At 45.9% G+C, this 15,615-nt stretch carries 13 protein-coding genes; 8 read left to right on the top strand and 5 right to left on the bottom strand.

Translation table 11 applies throughout. The features are described from left to right. Positions 1-33 precede the first annotated feature (33 nt). The 3 genes from UF05_RS08220 to UF05_RS08210 are packed head-to-tail and all read right to left on the bottom strand — an operon-like array spanning position 34 to position 4,932. A complete protein-coding gene (locus UF05_RS08220) occupies positions 34-1,302 on the bottom strand; it encodes a sigma-54-dependent transcriptional regulator (RefSeq protein WP_025500727.1) in 1,269 nt (422 codons plus the stop codon). Beyond that, entirely contained in the window at positions 1,292-3,646 is a 2,355-nt protein-coding gene (locus tag UF05_RS08215) for an ATP-binding protein (protein ID WP_025631532.1), read from the bottom strand. Before UF05_RS08215 ends, UF05_RS08220 begins: the two co-directional genes overlap by 11 nt. Continuing rightward, complete coding sequence (locus tag UF05_RS08210; RefSeq protein WP_021454501.1) at positions 3,646-4,932, bottom strand: ABC transporter substrate-binding protein; 1,287 nt, start codon at positions 4,930-4,932, stop codon at positions 3,646-3,648. Before UF05_RS08210 ends, UF05_RS08215 begins: the two co-directional genes overlap by 1 nt. A gap of 287 nt (positions 4,933-5,219) precedes the next feature. On the opposite strand from UF05_RS08210, the gene UF05_RS08205 reads away from it, so the two are divergent. From UF05_RS08205 to UF05_RS08175, 7 genes are all read left to right on the top strand, one after another. Next, complete coding sequence (locus tag UF05_RS08205) at positions 5,220-6,599, top strand: MFS transporter (protein WP_005397635.1); 1,380 nt, start codon at positions 5,220-5,222, stop codon at positions 6,597-6,599. 134 nt (positions 6,600-6,733) lie between these two features. After that, positions 6,734-8,212, top strand: coding sequence for a pyruvate kinase (gene pyk, locus UF05_RS08200; RefSeq protein WP_029864175.1), 1,479 nt, complete (start codon positions 6,734-6,736; stop codon positions 8,210-8,212). Positions 8,213-8,421: 209 nt separating this feature from the next. Then, a complete protein-coding gene (locus tag UF05_RS08195; protein WP_021454503.1) occupies positions 8,422-9,156 on the top strand; it encodes an amino acid ABC transporter ATP-binding protein in 735 nt (244 codons plus the stop codon). Next, a complete protein-coding gene (locus tag UF05_RS08190) occupies positions 9,156-9,953 on the top strand; it encodes an amino acid ABC transporter permease (protein WP_045546022.1) in 798 nt (265 codons plus the stop codon). The genes UF05_RS08195 and UF05_RS08190 overlap by 1 nt, the downstream gene beginning before the upstream one ends. Positions 9,954-9,962: 9 nt before the next feature. Then, positions 9,963-10,781 (top strand): transporter substrate-binding domain-containing protein, encoded by an 819-nt coding sequence (locus UF05_RS08185; RefSeq protein WP_045546021.1) that lies wholly within the window; start codon positions 9,963-9,965, stop codon positions 10,779-10,781. 81 nt (positions 10,782-10,862) lie between these two features. Further along, positions 10,863-11,783, top strand: a complete 921-nt coding sequence (locus UF05_RS08180; RefSeq protein WP_045546020.1) for an amino acid ABC transporter permease — start codon at positions 10,863-10,865, stop codon at positions 11,781-11,783. A gap of 92 nt (positions 11,784-11,875) precedes the next feature. After that, on the top strand, positions 11,876-12,694 hold the full coding sequence (locus UF05_RS08175) for an EAL domain-containing protein (RefSeq protein WP_005479128.1): 819 nt from the start codon (positions 11,876-11,878) through the stop codon (positions 12,692-12,694). Between the two features lie 126 nt (positions 12,695-12,820). Here the strand turns inward: UF05_RS08175 and UF05_RS08170 are convergent, their stop codons facing one another. Then, a complete protein-coding gene (locus UF05_RS08170) occupies positions 12,821-13,360 on the bottom strand; it encodes an RNA-binding S4 domain-containing protein (RefSeq protein ID WP_045546019.1) in 540 nt (179 codons plus the stop codon). 226 nt (positions 13,361-13,586) lie between these two features. Here UF05_RS08170 and UF05_RS08165 point away from each other — a divergent pair, with 226 nt between their 5' ends. Continuing rightward, positions 13,587-14,540 carry an endonuclease/exonuclease/phosphatase family protein gene (locus tag UF05_RS08165; RefSeq protein ID WP_045546018.1) on the top strand — a complete coding sequence of 318 codons (954 nt, stop codon included), beginning with the start codon at positions 13,587-13,589 and terminating at the stop codon, positions 14,538-14,540. A 9-nt stretch (positions 14,541-14,549) separates the two neighbouring features. On the opposite strand, the gene cra is transcribed toward UF05_RS08165, so the two are convergent. Continuing rightward, complete coding sequence (gene cra, locus UF05_RS08160) at positions 14,550-15,530, bottom strand: catabolite repressor/activator (protein WP_031782020.1); 981 nt, start codon at positions 15,528-15,530, stop codon at positions 14,550-14,552. Between the last annotated feature and the right edge of the window lie 85 nt (positions 15,531-15,615).

The following is a 15,615-nucleotide window of genomic DNA, read 5'->3' as shown; positions in this document are numbered from 1 at the left end:
AGCTTACTGATGTAGACCTCAAACGCTTTTTTGTTATCGCGACTTATAATTGCCCTTTTCAATTCCGTGCTTTTTCATTCTCAAATACAGCTTTTTACGCGGTATTTGCAGATGGTTTGCCGCATCCGTAATTCGCCCGGAGTGCAAAAACAACGCATCTTCTATTAGCTGCTTTTCAAAATCGTCCACCAAATCATCCAATGGAAGCTGAATCTCATTTTGTGAGTAGATGCGCTCTTTACCCGTTAATTTAACAATTCCGATTGCGTATAACTCAGCGATGTTTCTTAGCTCACGGATGTTGCCCGGCCACGGATAGCCTCTCAGTAGCGCAAGATAGCTAGAGTCGACATTTGGCAATGTTTTGCCTAATTTCTTACAACTCAGTTTTAAGAAGTAATGAAATATCGTCACGATGTCGTCAGGGCGCTGACGCAATGGCGGTACGTGCACCACGCCTTGGTTGAGCAGATAGTACAGCTCCGGCAGCAATTGATTTTTGGTGATGTACGCTTCCGGTTCTGAGTCAAAAATCGTTACAACACGCAGATTCTTTTTCCCACAACGTTCTCGCGCCAGTAACAGTTGAGCCAGATGCCGTTGCCCCTCTTCAGGCAGTTCAGGTAAGTTCTCTAAGACAAGTAAACACGACTGCTGTTTGTCGATGGCATCATCAATGCTATCCATTGTTGTGCTAGCACTGAGAGCAAAAGAGCCATACTCCGTTTCTTCACTCTTAGACATCATGTCTTTAATTAACCCCGCGACGCTGTGACGCCCAGTGCCCGACTCACCATAAACCACCACGTGCGTGTCCAGTAACGCGTATTGGGCAACAAGCTTGCGGATCTGCTCCATATGCGCAGACTTACCAATTAATGAGCGCGAAATAGATTTCTCCGCCTGTAGCTGCAATTCCACCTGGCTGCTTCGAGTTTCAAGCTGCTGTTTTACTAGTGTTAAGAGCTCAGCAGGATTGATCGGTTTTTCTAAAAACTCACATGCGCCCTGCTTTACTGCATCAACCGCCATTGGAATATCGCCGTGCCCAGTGATCACAATGACAGGGATTCGCTCATCGACGTTTTTGATCATCCGAAGCAGTTCTAATCCATGCATTTGCGGCATGTACATATCGAGAATAACAACGCCCGCCCACTCTGGGGAGACATATTGCAGCGCTTGTGTTGGGTCGTTAATGGCTTTTGACTTGATTGATGATATGTTCATCAAGTACGAATAAGAGTCCAAAACATCCTGATCATCATCGACCAATAATACTGAATATGGGTTATTGCTCATTGGGTAACTCCAACACAACCATCGCACCTTTTTCTAATGAGGAAGCGAGGTAGATACTTCCTTTATGCTTTTCTATTAATGACTTACAAATATTCATCCCCAGCCCTAGACCAACTTCTTTTGTCGACACAAAAGGTTGAAAAATCCGCTGCACAATCTCTTCACCAAACCCAATGCCGTTGTCACTGATCGCAATCAGTGTGGTTTGGCTGGTTCGTTCCACCAGCGCCATTTGAATCCGTTTTTGTTCGTCCTTTGTGCTTTCCATCAACGCATCACAACTGTTTACTAAGACGTTAATGAAGACCTGTTCTAGCGCCAACATATCGCCTTGCACTTTTACATCATCAGGTAACTGGTTTTCTATGATGATCTGTTGACGCTTCGCTCGCGTGTTTACAATGGTGGATGCTTGCTCCGCCACCTCATGAACACTTACAGACTTCACTTCTCTTTCACCTTCTGGCTTGCGAGCGAATTGGCGCAAACTGTTGATGATCTTACTCATCCGAGTCGCCAAACCTTCGATGTGGGTAATGGATTCACCAACCTTTTCTGGAGATTTCTGTTCGAGGAACATTCTCGCGCTGTATAAATACGTCGACATTGCGTTTAATGGCTGGTTAAGTTCATGCGCCAAACTGGTCATGGTTTGCCCTACAACCGCCATTTTTGCAGCTTGAATCAACTCATCTTGCGTCTTTTTGAGATTGTCTTCGGTGCGAATGCGCTCTTCGATTTCGTTTTCTAACTGCTGGTTTTTCAGTAGTAAATCTTGCGTTTTTTCTAACACTCGACTTTCCAAGGTACGCGTGGTCATTTCTTGATGAGTGACATCCGTAATGGTCATGATCAGTTTGTATTCAGCACCATGCGCGAAAGGACGAATATCGAAACGCACATACTTTGGTTTCTCGTCCCCAAGTGACAATGTCACATGAATTTTACCGAGTTCAATCCACAAATGAGAACCATCGAATACCTTTTTCAGTTGATCTCGACAGCTCTCTGGGAAGTACTCCCAAATCGGATAACTTTCGTTAACCTCACCAAGTTTCAACAACTTACGCGCGCTTAAGTTTGCTGATTCCACTACGCCATTGAGGTCACTGGTAATCAAACTCGCCGTAGTGTTGTTGATTAAGCTCAAAGCGTTAGTCCGCTGAATTTCCTGTACCTTTTCACCATATTCGATGAGCTTTTCACTCAAGCGTCCGATCTCATCATTGCCGTCCACCACAACCGGATGGCTCAGGTCATTTTTGATTATGGCATCAATACTGTCACCTAACCCTATCAAACGCGCCACAATGCGGCGGTTGATGAAGTAATACGTCAAGAACATGCTCGTCATGATCGACAAACTAAAGCAGACAATCAAAACGTGGTTGCCGTAAGACACACGCTCGGCGGTTTCACTCTTCACCTGTTTGAACGTTTGGTCCGCAGTAGAAACCAGTTCACCGATTTGTTGATGAATGGCATCCATGCTGAGCGCGATTTGCTCTTGTATTTTCTGAATATCGCCGTTCAACGTCACTAATGACATCAATTGTTTATCGAACGCGCCTTCTGGACTCAACACAACCACAAGTTCTTGCAATAACTGTTTGTAAGCGATTGAGGTTGGCTGATTCATTAAGGTTGTGCTGCTTTCTTGCAGATCCATCAAGCGAAAGTGAATCACCTTCATCCCATTGTCGACCTGCTCCGGCATTGATGCGCCAGCAACATCAATCGCCATGTCGTACACCGCCGATTCAATATCGATGACCCGTTGCAAAGTACTCAATTGCACCAGCAAGTTTTGAATTTCTTTCGAATCGTTTACCCGCTCAATCTGCCAATGCACTTCTTGTCGAACCGGTTTGAGCTCAGAGCGAATATCTTGGTGAAGCCAGTTAATCTGCTCCATCAGTTGGTCGACGCGGCGAGTTTGATCGATGCGAGTTGAAATCATATCCACGTACTTTTCCAGTAGCGAGGCAAGGCCAGCTTCCGATTCGAGCAATTGATAAAACTCCGAGCTCATCTTATTGCTTTTCAGAACTGTCGAAATCGAAGCCAATTGCTCGTTGACCTGCATGGCTTGTTCAGTCAGCTGTACTTTGTTGTCTACCGCTTGCAGCGCTTCTACGCGGCGGTTAATTTCACTGGTTTTACTTTCGAGAAAATAGCTGGCGTTATATTTAGGCACGCTATCTTCCAACAAAAGGCGCACCTGATTATCCAAGCTGTTCCATGTCGCCCAAGCGACCAAACACACCACGGTGAGCAAGAGCGTGCTGCAAGCAAAAGCGGCAATTAAGCGGGCACCGATGGTTTTGTATTTCGGGTATAACACTACTTCTCTTTCCCTCGCCATTGAGCCAATTGCTGATTTACGTTGTCCAATTTTTCCGACATCGCACGCCCCAATTCATGGGAAAACTCTGCCAATAATGCTTGGTAGTGCGTCATGCCAACTTCGGAATCTTTATCCATGGTCGACAGCTTTTGCGCAATTTCGGTTACTTGCGCTTTGCTCAGTGGCAATTCAAACAGTTGTTTTTCAATGGCTTGTAGCGAACGTTGTTTCTCTGGTTTTCCGTCGGCGAGTCGATTCAATTTAATGAGCGAGAGCCAAGCATCTTGAAGCTCCGGTAAGCGCTTGGTGATCGCGGTATCAAAAATCAAGTTGATTAACGCTTCACGTGGCATTACCTGTTCTAGGTCGAGAACGGGATTTTCTCCACCGTATCGAGCCGTATCGTCAAGCGCTGTTTTGGAGAAGGTGCTGCTTTCCATCTGCTCTTGTACTTCTTTCGAAAGCAAATGAGCAATAAAGGACTCTGCCAACTTATCACTCTTACCCCGATTGATTTGTGCAATATAGGTAGGCATCAGCGTAAAGTCTTGGTCATAAGCAAAGCCAACGTAGTCGAACTTGCGTTGCGCAATCAGTGCGTAGCTGTCGATCGTCGGCCCAATACCAAACTTACCTTTGGCGATGTAATCCGCCACTCCAAAACTGCGAGAAGAGATCGTCGCGAGGTTCGCTCCCACATTGAGTAAAATCCGCCAGCCCTCTTGCCAACCATATTGACTAAGCACACTCTCGACCATCAATTGCGTGGTTCCAGAGCGGCTTGGCGTGCTCATGGTGACGTGACCAAAGTACAGCGGATTGGTCAGATCTTGAAAACGCTTCGGTTCTGGTAAATGGTTCGCGGCCAAATAATCTTTGTTCCAAACAATCCCGGCGCCGGAGTATCCAAACGCCACGACTTGATCGTTATTAGGTAATAGATAAGGCGACAACCATTTCGGCACTTGCACACGCGACGACATATCAGCCAAACGATGTTCATTAGACAGCTCTTGCATCAGAAACGGCGACGAGCTCAACACCAAGTCGATATCCTTCATGTAGCTTTTGCTGAGCAATTGCAGGCTTGATTGAGTGCGTCGGTGAACCACTCGGACTTCAGCATCAGGATAGTGCTGCGTAAAGTCATCCACCAAAGCAGTGATTGGTGCTTGAGAGAAGGTCGTGAGTATCACCAACTCTTTTTCTGCTGCCATTGTGAGTGGTGCATAAAGCGCCGCACCAAGAAGTAAACGACGCCCAAATTGCTTGAAATCAGCCATCAAATTAACCAAAAACCTTAAATAGTGTGCGGTAACTCAAATCTATGAAAGATTGTCAAAAAATCTTACAGAGTATGTTTGAGTCACTATTGACGCACTTCAACCAGAACTAAGCATATTCTATCAGTAACAAGTGTCAGCCTAACGTTCTAAATTCCCGTTTTTGACTCAACCTAAATATCAATATGGGTCAATTCTGTCTCAAATTCATGCCTTTGTACTGTGCAATCTGTCACTTCAAGATAGCCCTGCAACAAAACATTTGTGATTAAAACTTGGAGTGCAAGATGTTTAATTTCTTTAAAACACGCCCTGACCTCCCTCTTTCAGATGGCTCGAAAGAGGAAATGCAAGCGCGTTTCAAACGCTACCAATGGCATGTATTTTTAGGCTTGGTTTTCGGTTACGCCGTCTTCTACGTAGTTCGTATGAGTTTAGGTGTTGTTAAAAAACCAATGCTGGATGCAGGCATCGTAACCATCGAAGAACTCGGTATCATGGGTTCAGCTTTCTTCTTCACTTACGCTTTTGGTAAGTTCTCGAACGGCTTCCTTTCTGACTATGCCAACATTGGCCGATTTATGTCGTTCTCTCTACTACTGTCTGGTATCACCGCAGTATTCATGGGTTTGAACACCACGGCATTCTTCTTTGTTCTGCTTTGGGGTCTAAACGGCTGGTTCCAATCTGTTGGTTCAGCACCGTCTTGTGTGTCTCTGTTCCAATGGTTCTCACCAAAACAACGTGGTAGCCGTTACTCTATCTGGGGTGGCTCACGTAACATCGGTGAAGGTATCACTTGGATCCTAACGGCGTCTCTAGTGAGCTACTTCGGTTGGCGTGCAGGTTTCATCGGTGCGGGTATTGCAGCGATTGCAGCAGCGATTTGTATGTTCTTCATCCTAAAAGACCGTCCACAAACTTACGGTCTGCCAGATTCAGCAACAGCATTCGACGAAGAACCTGAGATCAAGAAAAAGAACGATCCGCAAGCAACTCGTCGCGCTCAAATGTTCATCCTGAAGCAACCAACCGTTTGGCTAATTGCAGCAGCGTGTGCAGCGATGTACATCTCTCGCTACGCGATGTCTTCTTGGGCAGTGCTTTACCTACAAGAAGCAAAAGGTTACTCACTGATTGACGCTGGCTTTGCAATGTCTACATACCCTATCGCGGGTCTAGCAGGTGCAATCCTATCAGGCATCATCTCTGACAAGGTGTTCAACTCTAACCGCCATATCCCGACTCTACTTTACGGATTGGCGAACATCGGTGGCATGTGCTTGATGTTCTTCGGCCCAGATAACCGCATCGTTGACGCAGTAGCACTCGGTATGATCGGTTTCGCTATCGGTGGTCTGGTTGTGTTCCTTGCAGGTCTAACTGCTTGTGACTTGATGCCTAAGAACGCAGTTGGCGCAGTGAAAGGCTTCATCGGTCTGTTCTCTTACATCGCCGCTTCTGGTCAAGAGTTAGCGTCAGCTTCTCTAATCAAAATCACAGAGGTTGATGGCGTAACTAAATACGACTTCTCTCAAGCGCAATATTTCTGGCTGGCTGCTGGTGTGATTTCTCTACTTCTTGCTCTAACAGTTTGGAATGCGAAGAAAGTGGTTGATATCGACCCAGTTGAAGAAAAAGAGCTAGAAGCTCGCCCTAGTCACTAATCCTGACTAAAGCGGGAGGCAACTCCCGCTTACTCCCCCAATGTCTTAAGTTCTTTTGCAAAGAGTGCTTACGAGATTGATAGAAAATCCCCCCTATTTCTATTTTCCTTTTTAAGTGTCGATTGAGGTGACAAATGTGTAAAACCAAAATTGTGGCTACGCTAGGCCCAGCAAGTGAAAGCCGCGAAACACTGACTAAATTGATTCGAGCAGGCGCGAACGTAGTCAGACTCAACTTTTCTCACGGAACGGCGCAAGAACATATTGCACGCGCGAATTTAGTTCGTGAAATTGCGGCTGAACTCGACACTTATGTTGGTGTGTTAGTCGATTTACAAGGCCCTAAGATTCGTATTTCTTGTTTCGAAAATGGCGCAGTTCTACTCAATCAAGGCGACGTATTCACCCTGAGCGGCACACTTGACGCACAATCTGGAACCCAAGAAATGGTTGGGCTTGATTACCCAGAGCTGATTCAAGACGTGAACGAAGGCGATATTCTGCTGCTAGATGATGGCCGCATTCAGCTAAAAGTAAGCCAAGTACACCGTGACGAGCAGTGGATTAAAACCACAGTATTGAACAGCGGTAAATTGTCTAACCGTAAAGGAATTAACTTGTTAGGTGGAGGTCTTTCCGCTCCGGCTCTTACCGCGAAAGACATTCAAGACATCGACACCGCAGCTAAACTTCGAGCCGACTTCCTTGCCATTTCTTTCCCGCGCAATGCACAAGATATCGAATACGCTCGCAGCTTGGCGCAAAAAGCAGGTTGTCACGCCAAGATTGTCGCGAAGGTAGAACGCGCAGAAGTAGTTGATACCAAAGAAGCCATGGATGATGTCATTAAAGCATCAGACATCATTATGGTTGCTCGCGGCGATTTAGGTGTAGAGATTGGCGACGCACGACTGCCAATGGTGCAAAAATCATTGATCAATCGTTCTAAACATTGGGGTAAGCCAGTCATTACCGCGACCCAGATGTTGGAATCGATGATCGAGAATCCTCTCCCAACTCGAGCTGAAGTGTTAGACGTGGCAAACGCGATTATCGACGGAACAGACGCCGTAATGCTGTCGGCGGAATCGGCGGCGGGCAAATACCCAATCGAAGCGGTCGAAGCCATGGTTCGCATCGCCCAAGGTGCAGAGCACGAGCTGGAATGCAACCATGACTGCTGGGATACTCTGCAACACTTATGTTCTAACCCAGGCAAAAGTTTCGCGCTTTCATCAATGATTTCGGCTTCTCGCGTTCATCAAGATCTTGGCGTTGCGATTTTAACCCAACATGGTGAAACGCCCCTGTTGATGTCTCGCTGCCAAAGTAAAACTAAGATTTGGGCTCTGAGCGACAACCCCGCTTTACTTGCACAAATGACCATTCTACGCGGTGTTGAACCTTTGTATTTCAAAGCTGCAGAAAGCCACGTCGATCTCGCGCCGCAGTTAGTGGAATGCTTACGTCAAAAGGCCAACGAAGCACATATTTCCTCCATTTTGATGACTCAGCTCGACTCCATCGAAGGCATGGGTGAAATCAACGCGTGTCGCTTGCTGAGCTTGAATGTGTCTTATCACATGAAGCCAGCGGAAGAAATCGCAGCTTAGGTTTACCTCCCCCTTATTCAAGCTCGACCTTGAATTTCTCCCCCATAACTTGCTCCACAGGGACTTGACCTGCCAAATGGCAGGTCCTTTTTATTGCGCACGATATAACCAACCATTCGCTGACTCTTGGAATATGAGCGTTAACTTAATGAAATCGCATTCACAACTTGTTATTGTAGAGCGATTGTTATCCCTAAAAGCGTGCCCCTTTGAAAGAGAACACTCCCGTCGTCGAATTTAGCAACGTAAACAAGTGGTATGGCGATTACCACGCTCTAAAAGATATCAACTTCTCCGTACATTCTGGCGAGATCGTCGTGGTGTGTGGCCCTTCTGGTTCAGGAAAATCAACGCTCATTCGTTGCATCAACCATCTTGAATCGATTCAAGAAGGCCAACTTTATGTGTTTGACCAGCCTTCTCATGCAAAATCCCTCAAGCCCGGTAAAATCGGCATGGTGTTCCAGCACTTCCACCTTTTTCCTCATTTGACTGTACTGGAAAACCTTACCTTAGCGCCGATTCGCACACTCAAATTGTCAAAACAAGAAGCTGAAAAACGCGCACGACATTACCTCAAGCGCGTCAATATTGAAGAACAAGCGAGCAAATACCCCATCCAGCTTTCCGGCGGTCAGCAGCAGCGCGTCGCGATTGCCCGTTCCTTATGTATGGAACCGGACTTACTCCTGTTTGACGAACCGACTTCGGCGCTTGATCCGGAAATGATCAACGAAGTGTTGGATGTCATGGTTGAACTGGCACAAAGCGGAATGACGATGATTTGCGTCACTCACGAAATGGGATTTGCCAAAAAAGTAGCGAACCGCGTGGTATTTATGGATGAAGGCCAAATCGTGGAAATGAACTCACCGATCGCCTTATTTGAGACACCGCAGCATCCACGAACCCAAGCATTTTTGAACCAAATTTTAAGTTACTGATGATAGTTCGCGTAATCAAACCCGTCCTTCAAGCTTTATTGCAAATGATGCTCCTCTTCATCGCGATTGTGTGGGTGTTGGACTCTGGTGCTGATGCTATGGGCTATCAATGGCAATGGGAACGCGTACCTGATTACATCGCTTTTTATGAAGATGGCGAATGGTGGCCAGCAGAACTTATCGATGGGTTATTGGTCACGCTTAACATCTCGGTCATTAGTCTATTCTTCACCTTAGTGTTGGGGTTGTTCACCGCGTTACTAAGGCTTAGCGATTCGAAAGTCGGCAATGTTATTGGCACCACTTATGTCGAGGTAATACGTAACACGCCGTTGTTGGTGCAAATCTATTTGCTCTACTTCGTGTTTGGCCCCGTGATTGGTTTGGACCGATTCAGTACCGCCGTTTTGGCATTGTCCCTTTTCCAAGGTGCCTACACTGCGGAAATATTCCGCGCAGGTTTAAACAGTATTCCTAAAGGGCAATTCGAAGCAGCACAAACACTCGGGTTATCACCGTTTTACACATACAAAGACGTGATTTTGCCTCAGGTTTTACAGCGCACATTACCGCCATTGACCAATGAAGTGGTTTCTTTGATCAAAAACTCTTCCATTGTAAGCGTGATGGCGATTTTTGATTTAACAACACAGGCACGCAACATCGTCTCGGAGACAGCGATGCCGTTCGAAATTTGGTTTACCGTGGCAGCAATTTATCTTGCTCTCACTCTATCACTTTCTGGCTTGTCTGCATGGCTAGAACACAAACTCGGAGCCAGTTGGCGCAAATTATAAGGAGATAACATGAAGTTATTCAAAGCGACCATTACTGCATTATTAGGGCTAGCCATCGCTATGCCTACTCTCGCGAAAGAAGACGTTGCCACTCCCAATGTCGATCAAATCAAAGAACGAGGCACTTTGCGCGTTGGTATGTCAACATTTGTTCCTTGGGCAATGCGCAATAAGCAAGGTGAGTTAATCGGTTTTGAAATCGATGTGGCCAAACGCTTAGCACAAGATTCAGGTTTGAAAGTGGAATTTGTACCGACTGCATGGGATGGCATTATTCCCGCACTACTGGCGAAAAAGTTCGACGTGATCATTGGCGGTATGTCGGTCACGCCTGAGCGTTCCAAAAGCGTGTTGTTTACCGAGCCCTACTCGCACTCCGGTGTTCAAGTAGCAGCAAATAAAGAACTGGCTTCTGGTTTTAGCGAATTCTCCGATTTTGACTCACGACGCGTAAAAATTGCGGCTCGTCGCGGCGCATTCACCGTTCAAGTAGCCAGAGACACCTTCCCGAAAGCGAAGATTCTGCAATTTGATGACGATGCGCAGGCGTTCCAAGAGGTGCTGAATGGTAACGCCCATGCGGTTATTGCTTCTAGCCCAAAACCAGAACACGAGACAGTGAAACACAGCGACAAGCTATTCCTTCCATTCTCTGAGCGATTATCAAAAGGTAACGAAGCCTTTGCGGTTCGCTTAGGGGAGGAAGATAAAAAAGCCTTTTTCAATAAATGGATTGAAGAAAGAACCCAAGATGGATGGTTAAAACAGCGTTATGAATACTGGTTCTCGACATTAGATTGGCAAGATCAAGTCGCGCAAGGGCAGTAATCTAAAAGGCTCGTGGTCTCCGCGAGCCTATACTTTTGAATCATCTATTTTACTTTTCCATCATCTATCGGAGTTAAATTTTTGGGCGAACAAACCACCACTCGCACAGCACCCACCAAGGCCAACACAGGTTCCTTTCTAGTTCGGTTCAACACGCTCGATTGGGTACTGCTTATTATCTGTGGTATTGGTGGTGTTTGGCTGTACCATCGTTCCAGCGTTGGTGTGCATTATTTGTGGCAGTGGAAAGAGGCATTTGAACTACTTTTCACACCAAGATCCGACGGTGGTTTGCCCTACTTCTTCCAAGGTTTGATTTCGACGTTAAGGCTCAGTATTTGGGGCATCAGTTTCGCATTAGTGCTTGGCACTTTGTTAGGCTTAGCCCGCTTCTCTCGCTCTGTTTGGTTGCGTACACCTGCCAACGCGTTTATTCAGTTGGTAAGAAACATCCCACCGTTGGTTTTTGTTTTTATTTTCTACTTTTTCATTTCTAACCAATTGATCCCGTTACTCGGTTTAGAAGATCTTCTACGAAACTACAACGGTGAACCAAACGCGCTACAAAGCTTTCTTTTTGGACCTTCTAACCTTTGGGAAAATCTTGCCTCTGGTGTGTTATGCGTCGGCTTACTCTCTTCTGCCTACATAGCAGAAGTTGTGCGCGCAGGTTTACAAAGTATCGACCAAGGTCAGTGGGAAGCGTCGGATTCATTGGGCTTGTCTCGATGGGTGAAGTACCGATTCGTTATCGCGCCACAGGTGCTTAAAGCAATAACACCTGCACTTGCCGGTCAAACCATCTCTTTGGTGAAAGACACCTCCATCGTTTCGCTAATTTCTATACAAGAAATGACTTTCGTTGGGACAGAGATGGCAAACTCATCAGGATATATCTTTGAAATTTGGCTGATTGTTGGCTTTTCTTACTTCTTGATTTGTTTCGGTCTGTCACTCATTTTTCGATATATTGAGAAAAAATCGGAATCTATTTCAAACTAACTCAATAGCACATGCAATTAGACACATTTGATTCTTCAAATTGGAACTGCATCCTGTTACATTGACTCAATGCTAAATTCTCGGCGTTTTTCATGGAGTTAAAGAAACAGTCTGACTACGAACAGTACATAAGACAGGACGGTCTTGGGGAATATTACGTAGTCATCAACCAATTCACTTTTCACAGTGTTTATCAGCCGATTTTTGATAAGCACCAACGCGTTATTGGAATGGAAGCCCTCCTTCGTATTCATGGCGCAGACGGCGTTCAAATTCGCCCAGATATTTTTCTCTCCAACGCAAGTATCGACCCTTACTTTCGCTTATGTGTTGAATTTTTATCCCGAGCCATGCACATCAGAAACTTCGCTCGTCACTTTGCCGGAACGCCGATTAAGCTCTTTCTCAATGTTATGCCTCAAACCCTACTCACGCTCACCAAAGACATGGGCTTTAAAGACAACGGCTTGCTTTACAAACGTCTTGCCGATTTGGGTATGACCCCGTCTGATGTGGTTTTTGAGGTTGTAGAAGAATCCTGCGGTGATACTGATTTACTAATCAAAGCCGTGCAGTTAATGAGGGCGAATGGCTTTATCTTTGCCATCGATGATTTTGGCGCGCAGCATTCCGACATTGCCCGCGTTCAGCAGCTTTGTCCTGACATAATTAAAATTGATCGCTCTTATCTACTCGATTATTGCGCTGGTGATACCTTTTCCATTCGAAGTGCGGTAGATCTAGCGGCAACCATGGGGGCCAAAGTGATTATCGAAGGCGTTGAAGAGAACAACCAGCTGCAAGCCATGCGTCAACTGGAACTCGATTATTATCAAGGGTTTTATCTCGGTAAACCAAGTGCAATTCATCACTGGACAGAATACGCAACCTGCCAATGCACGGTGCATTAAGCTTATCTCGTCATGCCGCATAAGCCACACAAACTATCCCAACAAAAAAGCGCCGAACACATGTCGGCGCTTTTGGTATGTATGGGTTTGAACGCTAAGATTCAATCGCTTATATGATTCTATCGCTTAGAAGAAGTCGATAGAGTTACGTCCACTCTTCGGGTCACGCGTTGCTTGTGGTTTGTCTTCTTTCTTGCCTTTCTTAGCAGATTGAGTCAATGCTTCTTTTTGTGCTTTGCGTTCTTTATGTGCCGCTTTACGACCCGTTGATTTAGGTCCTGTGCCTTTCGCTTTAGGCGGCTTACTTTGGCGAGACTTCTCTTTACGAGTAGATTGCGCTTCTTTCTTCGCTTTATTTTCCGCTTTTTGTTCTGCCGTTTCTGGTTCTGTCACTGGCGCGTCACAAACCACCACATAGTATTCTTGGTTAAACTCAAAAAAGTCACCATCGTACATTTTGCGGCGTTTACGTGTTTCTAGCTCGCCATTCACCGCAACATAACCTTCTTCGATGATATGTTTTGCTTCGCCACCACCACTGACCAAGTTTGCGATTTTAAAAAGCTTATACAGTTCGATAGGATGCGCATCAACATCAATGCCGATCGCTTCGATTTCAATCTCGTCGCCTTCTAAATACTCTTCGTGGTCGTAATCTTGGGTCATGTTATTTACTCTTCATATTTGATGCTCTGAAGTTTAAACGCAATGCCCCAAAATAGAAACCTCAGCCAATGCTCTATCGCAGATTCTTTGTGGCTTTTGAGCACGTCTTGACCTATTTAACTGACCATTCGCAAGCTGTTACGTCAATGCCAACTTCAAACGAGGCTGCAATTCCATAATCCGAAGGTATATACTCTCCAGGTTATTGTTAAAAAGAGCGAATACTTTGTCTCAACCAAGCAGAATTACCTTTGTTACGGCTAACTTGTTTAATTTTGTCGCACCGCCGAACGCCTACTACGACTTCGAGAATATTTATTCCCAAGAGCAGTGGCGAGACAAACTTGCTTGGACGCAAAACCAATTAGAAAAGCTCGAACCGGACATTATCGGTCTGCAAGAGGTGTTCAGTATCGAAGAGACCCGCGCGTACTTTTTGTCACTTGGCTTTCCGTATTTCGCAACGGTCGATACCCCAAAAATAGAAGACGAGTATATTTATTCTCGCCCCGTCGTCGCGATTGCGTCTCGCTTTCCTATTGAGGATGTAAAACGCGTAGAGTTCGATTCAAACTCACTCACGCCATTTGGGGTAAATGAAGCACCCGATTTCAGTCGCAAGCCGATTTATGCGCAAGTCGTTCACCCAGTCCTTGGTCACATTGCCATATATGTCACTCACCTCAAATCTCAACGCCCTGCGGATACCGAAACGCCAGAACCATCAAGTCGCGTAATGGCTCGTTGGTTGTCTACACAGCAACGCGGTTGGGAAGCGGCCATGTTGCGAGACGCGATGCAGGCACAATATCGAGCACATCCGATACCGACCGTGTTAATGGGTGATATGAACCAGCCCATCTCAAAAGAAAGCGTTAATAATGTGCTTATCGAAACATTTAGTGACAGCGTCACTGAATTGCAACTAAAGGATGGTTGGCATCTGCAAACGGGCTCGTCTCTTGAGGTGCGCCCAGCGACTCACTACCACTTTTCTACGGGGAACGTGCTGGATTACATCCTGCTTTCTCAAGAGTTTGATACACATTCGGATGTATCGGTAGCGGAAGTGATTGATTATCAAGTGTTAGAACAACACCTGATTAACCCATCCTATGAGAACGACAAAAACGCCAGCGATCACGCGTTTGTGTCACTGACGGTCGAAGTGAAATTGTAAGTGCCGAGACTATTGTCGTTTGACAATTTTGCGAGGAATAAGCTCCACACCCGGTTTGTAACGTTTGGCCGAGGCATTCAGTGCCAACTCCATCGCGCTATCAGCAATTAACTCAAATTGCTGAGGCAGAGAGTTGATTTTCACTGGCAAGAAGTCCAGCAGTCGATTATCACCAAATGTCGCCAGACGAACTTGACTCATGAGTTCTGGCTTTTCAAGCATTACGTCCAGGACGCCTTCAAGCAACGTGTAGGAAGTCGTCACGATCGCATCAGGCAAACTGTCTGCTTGAACCCATTTATCCAGTACCTTTTTTCCCTCCTCACGAGAGAAGTGCAAACCATAACCGACGGTCATTGCCGTATCGTCTTTTTGGCAGGCAGACCGAAAACCCAGTTCGCGTTCTTTCGACACTTGCAGATCTTGCAACGCACCAATCAAACCAATGGTTTCGATCTCTGGTGACAGTACCGATTCTGTAAGCTCAAAAGCAGCATCAAAATCTTCACTGATAACGCAACAAAAATGCTCATCATCCATTGGACGGTCAAGTGCTATAACCGGAGTGCCCGAGTTTTGTAACTTGAGATAATACTCACTAGCCGATGGCATACCACTTGCGACAAATAGCGCGTCAATTCGGCGGCTGATTAGCGCTTCAGCAACCTTTTTCTCCGTTTCCGGATCATCATCTGAGCAGCCAATTAGAATTTGATAACCCGCCTTACGCGAGTTTTGTTCAATCAGTTTTGCAAGGCGTGCGTAACTGGTGTTCTCCAAGTCTGGGATGATAAGTCCAAACGAACGCGAGTTACCGGCACGCAACGAAGAAGCGGCATGATCCGGCTTGTAATTGTACTCGTCGACAACCGCCATCACTTTCTTTTGCGTCTTTTCGCTGATGCGGTATTTCTGCGCTTTTCCGTTAATTACATAGCTTGCAGTTGTCTTTGAAACCCCTGCCAATTTGGCTATTTCATCCAGTGTCATATTCTCAACCCTATTCTGTGCGCGCGATCATATTAATACATCAACGATCTTACGATAAGTTGAATTATAAGCTGAACCGATTCAG

Origin of the sequence: Vibrio sp. S457-15, assembly GCF_000960545.1 — a bacterium.
Classification (GTDB): Bacteria; Pseudomonadota; Gammaproteobacteria; order Enterobacterales; family Vibrionaceae; genus Vibrio; species Vibrio parahaemolyticus.
Note: the sequence above shows the minus strand (reverse complement) of the source record. Positions and strands in the feature narration are given on the sequence as shown.

What these genes read in the sequence shown, in the direction of transcription:
- UF05_RS08220 (WP_025500727.1), bottom strand. Translation starts at nt 1,302, where the DNA reads ATGAGCAATAACCCATATTCAGTATTATTGGTCGATGATGATCAGGAT.
- UF05_RS08210 (WP_021454501.1), bottom strand. Translation starts at nt 4,932, where the DNA reads ATGGCTGATTTCAAGCAATTTGGGCGTCGTTTACTTCTTGGTGCGGCG.
- UF05_RS08205 (WP_005397635.1), top strand. Translation starts at nt 5,220, where the DNA reads ATGTTTAATTTCTTTAAAACACGCCCTGACCTCCCTCTTTCAGATGGC.
- pyk (WP_029864175.1), top strand. Translation starts at nt 6,734, where the DNA reads ATGTGTAAAACCAAAATTGTGGCTACGCTAGGCCCAGCAAGTGAAAGC.
- UF05_RS08190 (WP_045546022.1), top strand. Translation starts at nt 9,156, where the DNA reads ATGATAGTTCGCGTAATCAAACCCGTCCTTCAAGCTTTATTGCAAATG.
- UF05_RS08185 (WP_045546021.1), top strand. Translation starts at nt 9,963, where the DNA reads ATGAAGTTATTCAAAGCGACCATTACTGCATTATTAGGGCTAGCCATC.
- UF05_RS08175 (WP_005479128.1), top strand. Translation starts at nt 11,876, where the DNA reads ATGGAGTTAAAGAAACAGTCTGACTACGAACAGTACATAAGACAGGAC.
- UF05_RS08170 (WP_045546019.1), bottom strand. Translation starts at nt 13,360, where the DNA reads ATGACCCAAGATTACGACCACGAAGAGTATTTAGAAGGCGACGAGATT.
- cra (WP_031782020.1), bottom strand. Translation starts at nt 15,530, where the DNA reads ATGACACTGGATGAAATAGCCAAATTGGCAGGGGTTTCAAAGACAACT.